This is a genomic window from Pseudarthrobacter sp. CCNWLW217, from assembly GCF_037203985.1.
GTDB lineage: Bacteria > Actinomycetota > Actinomycetes > Actinomycetales > Micrococcaceae > Arthrobacter.
In genome coordinates this window covers 331,033-345,905 of the sequence record NZ_JBBCBT010000001.1, presented here as the reverse complement: position 1 = coordinate 345,905, position 14,873 = coordinate 331,033, and the positions used below count along the sequence as shown (strand labels likewise).

Sequence of the window (14,873 nt, the reverse complement as noted above, 5' to 3'; positions counted from 1 at the left end):
CCCCGCCTCCCGGACAAATCCCCGCGTCATGCGAGGGGGAAATGTCCGGGAGGCGGGGATTTTCTGTTGCCCCTCCAAAAGTAAATCTGTGGAATCGTTGCCCTGTGAGTTCCGAGCCTTCGTTTAATCCTCCGTGCGGTCCGGTCAGCGGTTGGCGGGACGGTGACGTGCTGCGCGCTACGGGGATCCCCTACGCCACCGCGGCCCGCTTTCAACCTCCGGCGGCCATACCGGACTGGGCCACTGACTTCGCCGCCACTACCCTCGCACCAGCCTGCCCGCAGGGGCCAGTCCCGTTCCTGGATGACATCCTCGGCACGCGCTACGGCGAGCTTCCCGGCAGCGAGGACTGCCAGCGCCTGTCCATCACCGTGCCTGCCGGCTTGGCCGAGGATGAGCGGGTCCCGGTCATGGTGTGGCTGCACGGCGGTTCCTACACTTCCGGTTCCGGTGACCTGGCAATCTTCGACGCCACATCGCTGGTGGCTGAAAACCGGGTGATTGTTGTCTCGGTAACCTACCGCTTGGGCCTGTTCGGCTACTTGGCCACCGGCACCGGACGGCCCGCCAACCTCGGCCTGCTCGACCAACTGGAAGCGTTCCGCTGGGTGCAGCGCAATATTGCTGCCTTCGGCGGCGATCCAGGACGCGTTACCGCGTTCGGCCAGTCAGCCGGTGGCGACTCCGTGGCCCACCTCATGGCGACGCCCGAAGCGCCGTCGCTGTTCCAGCGGGCCATCATCCAAAGTGCTCCCCTTGGCATCACCCGCGGCCGGCACAAGATGAGCCACGCCATGGGCATCGCTGCGGAGGCTGTCACCGTAGACACTCCTGCCATGGAAGTGGTGGCCGTCGAGGACCGCGTGTCCCAGGTGGCCCGAAAGTACGGGCTCATGGCGGCCATGCCGTTCGGTACGCAGTACGGGCACGCTCCCCTTCCGCCGGAGGCCGACATCGAGGCCGCCTGGAACGTGACGGCTCCGGACATCGAGGTGCTGATCGGGCATACAGCCGACGAGGCACGGCTTTTCCTTCCCCGGAGCCCCCTGGTCAGCCGGCTGGGCAAAGTCCCCGGCATCGGAAACGCCGCCGTCAAAGCCATCAACTGGGCCGTGACGGAGGCGGTGTACGGCCGGGCAGCCCGGAAGTTTGCCCGGCGCCATGCACGCGCCGGCGGCAAGGCCCACAGCTACGTCATCTCCTGGGGCGCCCCCGGGAACTACTATCGCGCCGCGCACACGGTTGACCTGCCCCTGTTGTTCGGCAATCAGCAGACCTGGGCCGCCGCCGGACTCCTCACGGGAGCAACATGGGATGAGATCAATGCCGTGGGCCGGGAGTTGCGGAGCCTGTGGGCCGCTTTTGCCCGGGGTGACAGCCTCGGCGAAACAGGCGGCATCCCCGGGGCCCTTCAGTACCGGTCCGTTTAGCTCCGTGGGGTAGGGGACACCTGAATTTCGACGCCGCCCGGGCCGTCATCCAGAAGCAGACCGTCGTGCCGCCGGGAACCCATGCCGCGGCGGCATTGACCGAAAAGCTGGATCCATGTGCCGTCCGTCGAGCTCACCGGCCTCATCGACATTTAGCTGCTGCCGCCCAGGGTCCAGTTGCGGAGATCCTCCGGGTCCTCGCCGTGTATGCGGGTGTGTTCGCGCGCTTGCATCCGGCGGTCCTGGAGGCTCTGGCGGACCAGCGAATGCTTCTCCGCCAGGCCCGGTACACGGTCGATGGCGTCGATGGCCAGCTGGAATCGGTCGATGCCGTTGAGCATGGCCATGTCGAACGGCGTGGTGGTAGTCCCCTCTTCCTTGTAGCCGCGCACGTGCAGGCCCTCCTGGTTGGTGCGCCGGTACGTCAGCCGATGGATCAGGGCCGGATAGCCGTGGTAGGCGAAAATGACAGGTTTGTCCGGGGTAAAGATTCCGTCAAAGTCCGACGCCGGGAGGCCGTGCGGGTGCTCACTCGCGTCTTGGAGCCGCATCAGGTCCACCACGTTGACCACGCGGACCTTCAGCCCCGGAACGCCGCGCTTCAACAGCTCCGCAGCCGCGACTGTCTCGACAGTTGGCACGTCGCCGGCACAGGCCAGGACGACGTCGGGCTCCTCGCCGGATACCTCGGAACCTGCAAAACCCCAGATGCCCAGCCCCCGCTGGCAGTGGTTCGCAGCGTCAGCCGGCCCCAGCCACGTGGGCGAGGGCTGCTTGCCGCTGACCACGATGTTCACATAATCCGTTGATGCCAGGCAGTGTTCCATGACTGATAGCAGCGTGTTCACATCCGGCGGCAGGTAGACCCGGATGACCTCGGCCTTCTTGTTCACCGCGTGGTCTATGAAGCCCGGATCCTGGTGCGAGAACCCGTTGTGGTCCTGCTGCCAGACGTGCGAGGACAGCAGGTAATTCAGCGAAGCCACTGGTTGGCGCCACGGAAGCTTGCGGTGCACCTTCAGCCACTTGGCGTGCTGGTTGAACATCGAGTCGACAATGTGGATGAAAGCCTCATAGCAGTTGAACACGCCATGCCGTCCGCTCAGGAGGTAGCCCTCCAGCCAGCCCTGGCACAGGTGCTCGCTGAGCACCTCAAGCACCCGGCCGGAGCGCGCAAGGTGCTCGTCGGCGTCGTCAATCCGGTATTGCCACACCTTGTCGGTGACCTCATAGACGTTCTGGAGCCGGTTGGATGCTGTCTCATCCGGGCCAAAAAGGCGGAAATTCTCCATGTTGAGCGAGATCACGTCCCGCATCCACGAACCCAGCGTGATCATGGGGCTGATCCGCTCCGTACCTGGCTCCGGCACCTCTACTGCGTGGGCCCCGTACGAGGGCAGCTCCAACGCACGGCGCAGCAGCCCGCCGTTGGCGTGCGGGGTGGCGCTCATCCTGAAATCGCCGGTGGGAGCCGCCTCGGCGATATCAGGACGGAGCCGGCCATCGCCGTCGAACAATTCGTCGGGGCGGTAGGACTGCAGCCATTCCTCGAGTTGTTGGAGGTGCTCGGGATTCGTTCGGACTTCGGCGAGCGGGACCTGGTGGCTCCGCCACGTGCCCTCCACCTGCTGGCCGTCCACAACCTTCGGCCCGGTCCAGCCCTTCGGCGAGCGCAGCACGATCATGGGCCAGCGCGGCGCTGCCCCGTCCCCATCGGTGGCAGCGTCTTCCGCAGTGCCGCGGCGGGAGTCCTGGATGGCCCCGATTTCGGCCAGGCACTCCTCAAGCGCCGCCGCAAAATCCCGGTGCGCCTGGGCGGTGTTGTCCGCATCGGTGACGGTCACGAAATGCGGCTCATGGCCATAGCCGCGCAGCAGCTGTTCCAACTGGCCCTCCGGCATCCGGGCAAGGATGGTGGGGTTGGCGATCTTGTAGCCGTTCAGGTGCAGGATGGGCAACACGGCGCCGTCCGTGGCGGGGTCCAGGAAATTGTGCGAATGCCAGCTCGCCGCCAGCGGTCCGGTCTCCGCCTCGCCGTCCCCAATCACGACGGCGGTGACCAGTTGGGGATTGTCGAACACCGACCCGTAGGCGTGCGCCAGCGCGTACCCCAGTTCTCCGCCCTCGCTGATGGAGCCGGGGGTCTCCGGTGCCGCATGGCTGGGGATGCCGCCGGGATAGGAAAACTGCCGGAACAGCTCAGCCATGCCGGTTTCGTCGTTGCCCACATGCCCATAGATCTCGGAGTAGGTGCCCTCCAACCAGGCGTTGGCCACCACCGCCGGGCCGCCATGGCCAGGCCCGGCCACAAACAGCATCTCCTGGGCGTCACGTCGGATCAGCCGGTTCAGGTGCGCGTACACGAAGTTCAGCCCCGGGGTGGTGCCCCAGTGGCCCAGCAGCCGGGATTTTGTGTCCTCCGCGGCGAGCGGCTTCCGGAGCAGCGGGTTGGAGCGCAGATAGATCTGGCCCACCGATAGGTAGTTCGCCGCCCGCCACCAGCGGTCCACGAGTTCGAGTTCGTCCTGCGCCACGTTGCCGGTCATAGCCATCCTTAGCTCGCACCTGCCGCCGCTGCGGCCGTTGCTCCCATCCGAACAGATGACCGCCGCACTCGCAACCGTTGTAGCTGGTTCATGCTCAGCAAACGCGTCCACCACCGTGATGGGCCGTCCTCCCCATCGCGGCTCGGTCCGCGCAGCAGGTAGGTTCGTAAGCGTTGATTCGACGCAGGCAGGGGGGATGACCGTGGCGGGAACCCAAGGAACGGCAGGAACGGAAGCCTACGGCGATCCTGCGCTCGTCCAGAGTGCACGCAAACGGACGAAGACGCTGGGGAACGGCCAGCCGGTGGTCGAGTCCTCCGGTTGGCAGAGCGTGGGTGACGTCCAGAGAACCTGGCTGGTACGCCGCGCTGAACGGCTCTATGCGGCCAGGCTGGGGCGGCTGCGGCACAGCGAATTGTCCTGGCACATAGCGTGGAAGTGGCTGCCTGCCCTTGTAGGGGTTGGATTGCGCCCTCGCCGGGCTTCTTTACGTTCAGCACGGAACGGACCCCGGACCGGCTGGTTACCGCGATGCAGCAGGCCATGGCCGAATCCGGCCTCCGGCCCCCAGGATCTGCCGGGCTGCAGGCGCTTGCGACCATTCAGATCAGCTCTGCCACCAGGCTCGACCAGGCCTGAATTAAGGCACTTCCCTGATCCGTACCACCGGGTAGGGTGTACCCAGAATGTTCACGCTGACCATCAATCAAACGGACAGCCGGCGCGATGGTGACCGGGTGCCGCAGTTGCTCAAGGACCTGCGGCATATCCCTGCGCGCCTGGACTTCGACCGCTCGGTCGAAGACGAAGTCCAGGGCATCGTGGACTGTCCGCACCAGGCAGTGGAGGCCGCGCTGATCGCCCTGCGCTCCGGTTCCTGGTACGTGGGGCTGGGCGTGGGTCCGGTGAACGAACCGCTGCCAAACCTCATCAAGGACGCGTCCGGCCATGGCCTGGTTTACGCACGCCGTGCCGTGGACCGGCTGCGGAACGGCAAGGACCGGGTCCCCGTGGCCGTGGAGGGACCGCTGGCTGACGTGGCCCACGAGGCCGAAGCCGTGCTGCGCCTCCTGGGGCACATTGTGCGGGACAGGTCAGGGGCTGAGTGGCGCGTTTTGGACCTGATGACTCCCGGCGTCCGCGGGCAGCAGAAAGCTGTGGCCCAGGAACTTGGCATCACCACCCAGGCCGTAAGCAAGGCAGTGGCCCGCTCCCAGTGGGTGGAGGAGCACGCCGCCCGGCCGGCAGCGGCCAGGTTGCTGGCGCTCATCCTCGAGGTGCGCTGAGCGCCGCACCGTCCACGCCCGCCGGCGCTGCTGAGGTTACTGCACTGCGCTGCTGCCACTACTGCAGGGCGCCGATGATCGCCCCCATCGCCGTGAACGCCACGATGTTGTAGCTCGCATTGATGGCAAACAGCGTGAAGCTGCGGCGTTCGAAGAGGTAGTTGATGCCCAGGGCGGCCGCCACCCAGGCCACCCCTGCAGCGAGCCCGGCCAACGTGCCGAAGCCCGCACCGCCGTCGCCAATAAACGCAGCCAGCACCCCTGCCATGACCACAGCGAGCAGGAACGAGCCCACAAAAACCCGAATGGTTCCGTGCTTCAGCTGCTCATCCGTCACACCGGCCTCGCGTTGCCACACTTTCGCAAAAAGCACCGAGTACCACAGACCGCCCACAACGAATGTCGCCAGCGCCGCAAGCAGTACACCCACCCAGTTGATGTCCAGGTCCATCGCCTTCATCCTTCCCCGGGACGCACTTCCGCGGCGTCCTTGGCTGGAGCCTATGCCCGCCAGCCAGCGGCGTATTGTACAAAAGCCGCACCGCACGCAGGCCGAATCCGCGCCTGCTCAGCCTGCCGCCGTCGGGCTGTCCCCGACGCTCTGGAGCGGTACGAAAGTGGCGTATTCCGGCCCGTGTTCCCGGATCAGACGGAGGTATTCCGACGGCGTGAAGCCGCTGAAGCGCCGAAAGGTACGAATCAGGTGGGGCTGGTCGTAGTAGTCGGCCAGTGCCAGCAGCGCCTTGCCGCTTGAGCCGTCCACGGGCAGCCGGGCGGCAGCGTTGGCGAAGCGGTAGAAACGGCACACATCGGCGTAGCTTTTGGGGGTGATGCCGCAGTCGCGGAGCATGAGCCGCTGCAGGGTGGACGGGTTAACCCCCAGGTCGCGGGCCAGCTCTGCCACGGGAACGTCCTCCTCGGCCCACCGGGCCACGGCGTCCACGGTCCGCGGGTCCGCTCCGCCGCTAAACCGGGATGTGAGGAAGGTTTCCAGGGCGTCGAACGCGGCGGCGGGACCGGCGTCGATCAGCCCGGCGCGAAGGGCAGTAAAGCCGGGCAGGAAACCGTCCGTGTCCTGCACTTTTCCCTGCAGTTCCGACGGCGGCAGGTCCGTGAGTGCCGCGATGCCGTAGGGCTGCAAGGCTGCGCCGATGTTGAACAGGTGCGTCGGGTTCTCGCTGATGAGGTAGCTGGACTGGACGCCTGAATAGAAGCCAACGGCCACTTCCCTGGCTCCCTTGTCCGGAGCCACCGCAAACGGATCGATGAGGCGGTACGGCGAGGACAGGTTCAGAATCAGGTGGGCCAAAGGACCCGGCAGGATCTTTTCGTACTTCGCCGCCGGGGTGCCGCGCACAAACCAGAAATGGCTGACGTAGGGCTGCAGCCGGGCGGGCGCGGGACACTCCTCGTAGAGCACACGAGCAGTCTACGGTGAGCCGGATGCCGGGCGGGAAGCACCGCCGAACATGAGGCAGTTTCCAGAGCCCGCACTTCGTCGGGGACAATGGAGGGCATGACCCTTACGACCTTCGCCCTCATCCGCCATGGCCAGACAGACTGGAATGCGCAGCGCAGGCTGCAGGGATCCACCGATATTCCGCTGAACGACGTCGGCCGCGGCCAGGCGCGTGACGCCGTCGCCGTTGTGGCCGGTCATGAATGGGACGCGATTGTGTCCTCACCGCTTAGCCGCGCCGCCGAGACCGCAGACCTGATCGCCGCCGGACTTGGGCTCACCGTGGCCCGTCGGCTCCCCGAACTCAGCGAGCGCAGCTTTGGGCCCGCGGAGGGCCTGCAGGCGGGCCCGGAACTGGACGCATTGCGCATTGACGGCGGCTTCCGGGGCGCCGAAAGCGAGGACGAGGCAGCGAGCCGTGGACTGGCCGCCCTGGAAGCCCTCGCCGAGGAGTTCCGCGGCGGCCGGGTGCTGGTTGTCGCCCACGGCACACTCCTTCGCGTCAGCCTCAGCCGCGCTATCGGCCGCACCCTTCAAAGCGTGGACAACGCCGTACTCAATCTGGCCCACCACCACGCGGTTGACGGCTGGCAGCTCAAGTACTTCAACGGCGAACCCGTCATGGAGACCGCTGACGCCTGAGCGCGTGACCGGCTGAGGGCCATCGGCAGCAGGACGGCGCGCCGGCCGGGGTGCGGCTATGCTGAGGAAAACCCGGCCGCAGCACGGCCCGGTAGGGGCATGGCGGCAACGGCCATCAGCACTGGTCGCGGAAGGACAACCGAATGGCGCGAGCGACAGTCCAGGACGTCGCTAAGACAGCAGGAGTGTCCGTAGGGACAGTGTCCCGCGTCTTGAACAAGAGTCCGGCCGTCAGCGAGTCCAGCAAGGAAAAGGTCAACGCGGCCATCCGCCGCCTCAATTACCGTCCCCTGGCCTCTGCCCGCGACCTTCGGCGGGACCGGACCATGCGGATCCTGGCCCTAGCCAAGAACCTGAACTCGCCCGTCATCAGCGAGGCCTTCCGCGGCGTCGGCGACGCCGCGGCACTATCAGGCTATGTCAGCCTCATCGCACCGACCGCCGGGGACCTGGAGCGGGAACAGCAGCTGGTGGATATGCTGCGCAACGGGTCCGTGGACGGGCTGATCATGTTTTCGCCGACGATGCCTGACGACGACGTCCAGGAAATGGCCGAGCAGCTCAGCGTTGTCCAGGTCTGCGAGATCGCCGACTCCGAGGCGGCGTTTGGCGTCTCCATCGATGACCGGCAGGCCGCATTCGACATCACTCGGCACCTCATTGAGACCGGCGGACGGCGGTTGGCGATGATCGGCAACCGGGCGGCCCGCTCCGGCAGGCTGCGCGAAAAAGGCTTTCGCGAGGCGGCCGACGAAGCGGGTTTGGCACCGGAGCAGATGCTGTTCGTTGAAGGTGAATTCGACTTCCACACCGGGCGAAGCCTCACCAGGAAACTGCTGGCGTCCGCCCCCCTCCCCGACGCCGTGTTCTGCGGCAGCGACACCGTCGCCGCCGGGTGTGTCCGCGAAATCACCGACGCCGGGCTGCGTGTGCCGGACGACATCGCCGTGGCAGGCTTTGACGACTCCGTGCAGGCGGAAATGTGCGTCCCGGAACTGACGACGATCAGGCAGCCGGCCTATGAGATGGGCCGTTTGGCTTTTGAAGAGCTCCTGGCGCGGATGACAGTGCCGGGGGTTCACCGCCGCGGCCGGACGTTCCTCCCCCACGAGCTCGTGGTGCGGGACTCGACGAGGAAATAACGCAGGGGTTGACAGCTCCGTGTGGCGGCTGACACACTTTTGGAATCGATTCCAAACATTCCATCGCACTCATTTTGGGTCACATTTGGAATCGATTCCATCCGCACTCGAAAAGACGCCGGCAAGGCAAAGGAGCCACTTGTGGACTTAACTCGACGTACTTCACCACGACCCACTGCTATGGCGGCTGCGGCCATGGCCGCCGGCCTGCTCCTGAGCGGATGTGGTGGCGGCGCGGCCACCCAAGGCGCGGACAACGCCGCGGCTGCCGATCCGGCGTCGGCCGCCAACGCTGCCGGCAGCATCAACGTTTGCGGCGGCAAAGACGCCTCCGGCATCTACAAGGGCACGGCAGAGGCCTTCACCACAGCGAACGGCAAGGTCACCGCCAAGTACACCGAGATCGGAGCGACCACCGACGAGGCCCGCACGCAGGCCGTGCAGCGGCTCGAAGGCAAGTCCACTGAATGCGACATCTTCGTCACCGACGTCATCTGGACCTCAGAGTTCGCCTCCCAGGGCTGGCTGCTGGACCAGACCAAACTCGTTGAAGCCAACCGGGACCGTCTCATCCCCTCCACCGTAGAAACGGCAAAGTACGAGGAAAAGTACTGGGCTTCCCCGTTCTTCACCAACGCAGGACTCGTGTACTACCAGAAGGACAAGGTAGCCAGGCCGGAGACCTGGCAACAGCTCTACGCTGAAGCGGCCGAGGCGCCCGGCAACAGCTTCGTCTACCAGGGCAAACAGTACGAGGGCCTCACCGTCAACTTCCTGGAGATGCTATACAGCGCCGGTGGAGAAGTACTGGACGAAACCGGCGAGATCGCGATCGACTCGCCAGAGACCCGTGAGGTGCTCGACTTCATGAGCAAGGGCCTCAAGGACGGCTCGGCAGACCGTGCGGTCCTGACCTACAACGAGGACCCGGCCCGGTTGGCCTACGAGTCCGGCAACTTTGGCTACCAGCGCAACTGGCCGCATGTCTACCGCCTGCTCAATGCCACCCCGCTTGCCGGCACCTTCGGCGTCGCTCCGCTTCCGGCCTGGGAAGGCGGCAAGGCCTCCGGCGTCCTGGGCGGCTGGAACTTGGCCATCTCTGCCCACTCCACGAACCAGGCCGGGGCTGTAGCCTTCATCGACTTCGCCACCACACCGGACTGGCAGAAGCACGTGGCCATGGACTTCTCGCAGGCCCCCGTCAACGAGGCCGCCTACGCCGACCCCGCTGTCATGGCGAAGATGCCATTCGCGTCCGAACTGCTCGCTTCGGTCAAGGGCGCCAAGCCCCGCCCGATCTCCCCGGTCTACCCGCAGATCTCCCAGGCGATCTACAAAAACGTCTACGCTGTCCTTTCCGGCACGGCCTCCACCGAGGACGCGGTGAAGACAATGGCCGAAGAGATCGCCGCCGCAAAGGCGAGTTTCTGATGATGGCTATCAAGTCCCTTTCCCCTGGCCGCGGGGTGAAGAGACGCGGGGTGAACACTAGCGGGGTGACTGGCCGCGACCGGGCCGAGCGACGGCTGGCTTTCAGGATGACCGCCCCGTCCCTGGTCCTCATGGCCCTGGTGGCGGCCGTCCCCATCGGCTATGCGCTCTGGCTGTCGCTGAACCAGTACAGCGTCCGCACCGCAGGCCTGTCCCGCTTCGTCGGCCTGGAAAACTACATCACCGCTCTTAGCGGGCCGCACTGGTGGGCCGCTTTCGGCCAGACCTTCCTTTTCGCGGGGCTCTCGGTCTCACTCGAACTCGTGCTCGGCACCGCTATGGCGCTGTTGCTCAACCTCGCGTTCAAGGGCCGGGCGCTCCTGCGCACCGTGGTCCTGCTGCCCTATGCGGTGGTCACCGTGGTCAGCGCCATCACCTGGGAGACGATGTTCCAGCCCAACCTGGGCCTAGTCACCAATGTCCTCTCGACGCTGGGCCTGCCAGGTGGCGACGTGGTCTGGCTCGGCGAGCATGGCTACGCGATGGCCGTCATCGTCCTCGCCGATGTCTGGAAGACGACGCCGTTCGCAGCCCTGATCATCCTGGCCGGCCTCCAGGTCATCCCGGCCGAGACCTACGAAGCGGCGGAACTCGACGGCGCGAACAAGTGGCAGGCGTTCGTCAACATCACCCTGCCGTTGCTCCGTCCTGCCATTGTGCTCGCGGCGATTTTCCGAACCATGGATGCGCTTCGTGTGTTCGACCTGCCGTTCGTGCTCACCCGCGGGGCCAACGGCACAGAGTCCATGTCGATGCTTGCCTACACCCAGCTCCGCGAAAACCGGCTCGTGGGCGAAGGATCGGCCCTGTCCATCCTGACTTTCCTTACCGTCATGGCAGTTTCGGTGGTCTACATCCGCTTCGCTGGGGGCAACATTCGCGAAGTCGCCAAGGAGGAACAATGAGCACGCTGACTGCACAGCGTACGACGGCGGCACCCGCCGCCAGCGGCAGGTCACCGAAGCGTCGGTCACCCAAGCGCAGGCTCCGGGGGGAGGCCAAGCTGCACCCAGTGGTATGGGTGTTCGTGATTGCCGTCATGGGCTTTTCGCTCATTCCGTTCTACTGGCTGGTCAACACCTCCTTGAAGAAGGGCGTGAGCCTGTCCAAAGGCGAACTCTTCCCGAGCCAGCCCACGTTCGAGAACTACTTGGTGGTGTTCCAGAACCCCGAGTTCCTCTTGGCCCTGCGCAACTCGGTGATCATCGCCGTCGTCACCACTACGGTGGCGCTGGTGTTCGCTTCCTTCGCCGCCTACGCCCTGGCCAGGCTCAAGATGCGCCGCAAAGCCCTGATCCTGACGCTGATCCTCTCAGTCACCACGTTCCCGGCCATAGCCATCGCAGCCCCCATGTTCTCGATCTGGCGCGAAATCGGCCTCTATGACACGCTCCTGGGCCTCATCATCCCCAAACTGACTTTCGCCTTGCCGCTGGCCATCTACACGCTGACGTCCTTCTTCCGGGAGATCCCGCGTGAGCTTGAGGAATCGGCATACATGGACGGGGCCACGCCGTTCACCGCTTTCCGCAAGGTCATCCTGCCCCTGGCGGTCCCGGGCCTTGCCACGACGGCGATTCTCGTGTTCATCTCAGTGTGGAACGAATTCCTGCTTGCCGTCACACTGACCACCTCACCGGAGGCCCGTCCGGTCCCGGTTGCGATTGCGTTCTTCAGCGGAACCAGCGAGTTTGACCAGCCTTTGGGCACCATCAGTGCCGCGTCCGTGATCATCACGGTGCCGCTCGTCATTCTCGTGCTCGTCTGCCAGAAGCGCATCGTTTCCGGCATGACTGCCGGCGCCGTCAAGGGCTAAAACTCAACCAAACCAACGAATTCGCCAACCAAATGAAAAGGAAAAATCAGTGAGTAACGAGCAGTCCCCAGGCCAGCAGGCTTCCGCCTTGGAAAAACCACAAGCCGAGGAACTGAGGGTGGGCGTTGTCGGCATTGGCTGGGCGGGACAGCAGCACCTGAAGGCCTACGATTCCCTGGACGGCGTCCGCATTGTGTCGCTGGCAGGAATGGAACAGGACCTGCGCGAGTCGTTGCAGGCCGAATACTCCATTCCGAACGCCTTTGCCGGCTGGGAAGAGATGCTGGAGCACGGCGGCCTGGATGCGATCAGCGTGGCAGTGCCCACCTTCCTGCACGCGCCCATCGCCATCGCCGCACTGGAGCGTGGGCTGCATGTACTGAGTGAGAAGCCGATCGCGCGCAACGCCGTCGAAGGCCAGGCCATGGTGGACGCCGCCCGCGCGGCAGGACGGGTCCTGGACATCGCCTTCAACCACCGCCGGCGCGGTGACATCAAGGCGCTCAAGGAAGTGATCGATGCCGGCGGCGTGGGCCGTCCGTACTACGCCAAGGCATCCTGGCTCCGCCGCTCCGGAATCCCCATGCTGGGTAGCTGGTTCACCAACCCCGCCCTCGCAGGCGGGGGCCCGCTTGCCGACATCGGCGTTCACGCCCTCGACTACGCCCTGCACCTGCTCGGCGAACCGAAGGTGGTGGCTGTGTCCGCCACTACCCATTCGGAGCTGGGTCCCCGCGGCCGGGGCGGCAACGACCGCTACACCGCGATGGCCACCAGCCATGCATTCGAGGTGGAGGACTTCGCCTCCGCCTTCCTGCGCCTTGAGGGCGGCGCCACGCTGCTGATCGAGGCAGGCTGGGCCACGTACCGGGAAACGGATGACTTGCTGGACTTCACGGTCTACGGGACCGACGGCGGCGCCGAGCTCAAGGTCCAGGGGGCACCGTTCGCGCCCGTTGGCCAGCTGAGGGTCTTCACGGAAAAGGACGGAGAAAATGCCGACTATGTGCCGTCGGCGCTGCCTGGCCGCGCGCACGATGGTGTGGTGGAAGACTTCGTGACGGCCGTTCGGGCCGGTGCGGGGGTCTGGGGCGAGCACGACGGATCGCTGGCGCTCTACCGCGCCCAAATTATCGATGCGTGCTACCTCTCGGCACGCGAACAGAGGGAGGTTCGTCTCTAATGAACGACAAGCTGAGAATCCGGGTCTGGAACGAGGGCGTCCACGAGGCACTCAATGAGCCTTCCCACATCGGGGAGATCTACCCTGACGGCATCCACGGTGCCATCGCGGCCGGCCTGCGCTCCTACTACCCGGACGCTGAGATCACGACGGCGGTCCTGGCCACGGACGACGACCACGGCCTTGACGAGGAGATCCTCGCCGACACCGACGTCCTGTTGTGGTGGGGCCACATGGCCCACGGCGAGGTGAGCGAAGCCGTCGTCGAACGCGTCCAGCGGCACGTCCTGGGCGGGATGGGGCTCATCGTGCTCCATTCGGGGCACTTCGCCAAGGTGTTCACCAGGCTGCTGGGCACGAGCTGCTCGCTGGCGTGGCGGAACGACGGCGAGCGCGAGCTCGTGTGGACCGTCAAGCCCTCGCACCCCATCGCCGAGGGTGTGGACAGCCCCATTGTCATTCCCGAGCAGGAAATGTACGGCGAGCTGTTCGACATCCCGGACCCGGACGACCTGATCTTTATCAGCTCCTTCGCCGGCGGTGAGGTGTTCCGGTCCGGTGTGACGTTCACCCGGGGCAAGGGCCGGATCTTCTACTTCAGCCCGGGTGACCAGGAATACCCGGTGTACCACCACCCGCAGATCCAACGGGTCCTCGCAAACGGCGTGCGCTGGGCGGCCCAGCCGGGCTTGCACCGTTCCGTTCCGGAGGTCAGCAATCCTTCACGGGGCTGGTTCGAGGACGCCTAGCCCAGGACCCTCTCGAGGTTTTGTCCAGATAATGCACGTTTGCAGGCCCTTAGCCCGCATTATCTGGACAAAAACTCCTGTCCGGGAGGGGCGATAGCAGCCCTACGACAGGAGGCTGCGCAGCACGTGCGCGGCGCCGTCGTCGTACACCGAGTGCGTGACCTCATCGGCTGCGGCGATGACCTCCTCCGGGGCCTGGCCCATGGCCACCCCGCGACCCGCCCAGCCGAGCATCTCGATGTCGTTCCGGCCGTCCCCCACCGCCACGGTGAGGTGCTGCGGCGTACCCAGCCTGCCCCGGAGCGCCTCCAGGGCGCTGGCCTTGGTGACGCCCGCGGCGGCGATATCCAGCCAGGCCGTCCAGCCCACGGAGTAGGTTACGCCGGCCAGGCCGATCTGGCGGATGGTGGTGGAGAATTCCTCCGGCGTGTTCTCGGTGCTGAACACCACCAGGCGGACGGCGGTGGACTCCAGCAGGGTCTGGAAGTCGACGCCAACCGCCTCCACGCCGAAGCTGGCGTCCTGGAAGCGCTCGGTGGACAGGAAGTTCCCTTCCTCGTCCTCGAGTGCGTATTTCGCGGTGGGGAGCTTTTCCCGCAGTGCGCGGAGGGCGGGGGCGGGGTCAAACGTAGCCTTGTGGATAACCTCGTACCCAGCAGAGAGGGCCGGGTCCAGGCGCAAGGTCACACCGCCGTTGCAGCACACGGCGTAACCACGGTCCAGCCCGATCTGCTCAATCACGGGCAGCGTGGCGTTGAGCGAACGCCCGGTGGCAATCAGGACGTCGTGGCCGTCGGAAACCACGGCGCGGGCGGCTTCACGGACTCCGGGGGACATGTGGCCGTCGTGGTCCACGAGCGTGCCGTCGACATCCAGGGCAACCATGAATTTGGTAGTGGCATCCGGGTGGTTGTTTCGCTGGTCATCGTTGCCAGCGACTGTGTGTTCAGTCAGTGTTGTCATTCATCCAGTAGAGCAGATGCCCCCGGACACCTGCTAGGACGCACGCCACAGCACTAGTGAACAAGCGGTAAATACTCACAGCGTTATCCCCGGTGTGAGTGTTAACCTTTCCCGGCGGGCTGAGCCGTTCTCCCCGCCTGGTGGTCAATTCCCCTCCGCGTTTCAC

Annotated in this window: 13 protein-coding genes; 9 read left to right on the top strand and 4 right to left on the bottom strand. The window is 65.6% G+C overall.

Annotation, left to right across the window (positions count from 1 at the left end; genetic code table 11):
• Positions 1 to 104 precede the first annotated feature (104 nt).
• Positions 105 to 1,430: a carboxylesterase family protein gene (locus tag V9L18_RS01605; protein ID WP_337345421.1), complete on the top strand. Its 1,326-nt coding sequence runs from the start codon at positions 105 to 107 to the stop codon at positions 1,428 to 1,430.
• A gap of 152 nt (positions 1,431 to 1,582) precedes the next feature.
• Here the strand turns inward: V9L18_RS01605 and V9L18_RS01600 are convergent, their stop codons facing one another.
• Positions 1,583 to 3,976 (bottom strand): phosphoketolase family protein, encoded by a 2,394-nt coding sequence (locus tag V9L18_RS01600; RefSeq protein WP_337345420.1) that lies wholly within the window; start codon positions 3,974 to 3,976, stop codon positions 1,583 to 1,585.
• Positions 3,977 to 4,662: 686 nt separating this feature from the next.
• Between V9L18_RS01600 and V9L18_RS01595 the strand changes: the two genes are divergently transcribed.
• Complete coding sequence (locus V9L18_RS01595; RefSeq protein ID WP_337345419.1) at positions 4,663 to 5,262, top strand: hypothetical protein; 600 nt, start codon at positions 4,663 to 4,665, stop codon at positions 5,260 to 5,262.
• Between the two features lie 58 nt (positions 5,263 to 5,320).
• Here V9L18_RS01595 and V9L18_RS01590 read toward each other — a convergent pair whose 3' ends face one another.
• Complete coding sequence (locus tag V9L18_RS01590; RefSeq protein WP_337345418.1) at positions 5,321 to 5,713, bottom strand: DUF1761 domain-containing protein; 393 nt, start codon at positions 5,711 to 5,713, stop codon at positions 5,321 to 5,323.
• A gap of 117 nt (positions 5,714 to 5,830) precedes the next feature.
• Complete coding sequence (locus V9L18_RS01585) at positions 5,831 to 6,682, bottom strand: DUF6597 domain-containing transcriptional factor (protein ID WP_337345417.1); 852 nt, start codon at positions 6,680 to 6,682, stop codon at positions 5,831 to 5,833.
• Between the two features lie 96 nt (positions 6,683 to 6,778).
• Here V9L18_RS01585 and V9L18_RS01580 point away from each other — a divergent pair, with 96 nt between their 5' ends.
• From V9L18_RS01580 to V9L18_RS01550, 7 genes are all read left to right on the top strand, one after another.
• Complete coding sequence (locus V9L18_RS01580) at positions 6,779 to 7,363, top strand: histidine phosphatase family protein (RefSeq protein WP_337345416.1); 585 nt, start codon at positions 6,779 to 6,781, stop codon at positions 7,361 to 7,363.
• A 143-nt stretch (positions 7,364 to 7,506) separates the two neighbouring features.
• On the top strand, positions 7,507 to 8,505 hold the full coding sequence (locus tag V9L18_RS01575; protein WP_337345415.1) for a LacI family DNA-binding transcriptional regulator: 999 nt from the start codon (positions 7,507 to 7,509) through the stop codon (positions 8,503 to 8,505).
• 141 nt (positions 8,506 to 8,646) lie between these two features.
• Positions 8,647 to 9,936, top strand: a complete 1,290-nt coding sequence (locus V9L18_RS01570; RefSeq protein ID WP_337345414.1) for an ABC transporter substrate-binding protein — start codon at positions 8,647 to 8,649, stop codon at positions 9,934 to 9,936.
• Positions 9,937 to 9,938: 2 nt separating this feature from the next.
• Positions 9,939 to 10,901 carry a carbohydrate ABC transporter permease gene (locus V9L18_RS01565; protein WP_337345617.1) on the top strand — a complete coding sequence of 321 codons (963 nt, stop codon included), beginning with the start codon at positions 9,939 to 9,941 and terminating at the stop codon, positions 10,899 to 10,901.
• Positions 10,898 to 11,812, top strand: coding sequence for a carbohydrate ABC transporter permease (locus V9L18_RS01560; RefSeq protein WP_337345413.1), 915 nt, complete (start codon positions 10,898 to 10,900; stop codon positions 11,810 to 11,812). Before V9L18_RS01565 ends, V9L18_RS01560 begins: the two co-directional genes overlap by 4 nt.
• Before the next feature lie 88 nt (positions 11,813 to 11,900).
• Positions 11,901 to 12,995, top strand: coding sequence for a Gfo/Idh/MocA family protein (locus tag V9L18_RS01555; RefSeq protein WP_337345616.1), 1,095 nt, complete (start codon positions 11,901 to 11,903; stop codon positions 12,993 to 12,995).
• Positions 12,995 to 13,744: a ThuA domain-containing protein gene (locus V9L18_RS01550; RefSeq protein WP_337345412.1), complete on the top strand. Its 750-nt coding sequence runs from the start codon at positions 12,995 to 12,997 to the stop codon at positions 13,742 to 13,744. Before V9L18_RS01555 ends, V9L18_RS01550 begins: the two co-directional genes overlap by 1 nt.
• A 102-nt stretch (positions 13,745 to 13,846) precedes the next feature.
• Here the strand turns inward: V9L18_RS01550 and V9L18_RS01545 are convergent, their stop codons facing one another.
• Positions 13,847 to 14,707, bottom strand: coding sequence for an HAD family hydrolase (locus tag V9L18_RS01545; protein WP_337345411.1), 861 nt, complete (start codon positions 14,705 to 14,707; stop codon positions 13,847 to 13,849).
• Positions 14,708 to 14,873 lie beyond the last annotated feature (166 nt).

Bases quoted from the DNA above. Each gene is read 5' to 3' on its own strand.
- V9L18_RS01600 (WP_337345420.1), bottom strand. From the start codon at position 3,976: ATGACCGGCAACGTGGCGCAGGACGAACTCGAACTCGTGGACCGCTGG.
- V9L18_RS01595 (WP_337345419.1), top strand. From the start codon at position 4,663: ATGTTCACGCTGACCATCAATCAAACGGACAGCCGGCGCGATGGTGAC.
- V9L18_RS01590 (WP_337345418.1), bottom strand. From the start codon at position 5,713: ATGGACCTGGACATCAACTGGGTGGGTGTACTGCTTGCGGCGCTGGCG.
- V9L18_RS01580 (WP_337345416.1), top strand. From the start codon at position 6,779: ATGACCCTTACGACCTTCGCCCTCATCCGCCATGGCCAGACAGACTGG.
- V9L18_RS01575 (WP_337345415.1), top strand. From the start codon at position 7,507: ATGGCGCGAGCGACAGTCCAGGACGTCGCTAAGACAGCAGGAGTGTCC.
- V9L18_RS01565 (WP_337345617.1), top strand. From the start codon at position 9,939: ATGGCTATCAAGTCCCTTTCCCCTGGCCGCGGGGTGAAGAGACGCGGG.
- V9L18_RS01560 (WP_337345413.1), top strand. From the start codon at position 10,898: ATGAGCACGCTGACTGCACAGCGTACGACGGCGGCACCCGCCGCCAGC.
- V9L18_RS01550 (WP_337345412.1), top strand. From the start codon at position 12,995: ATGAACGACAAGCTGAGAATCCGGGTCTGGAACGAGGGCGTCCACGAG.
- V9L18_RS01545 (WP_337345411.1), bottom strand. From the start codon at position 14,707: ATGACAACACTGACTGAACACACAGTCGCTGGCAACGATGACCAGCGA.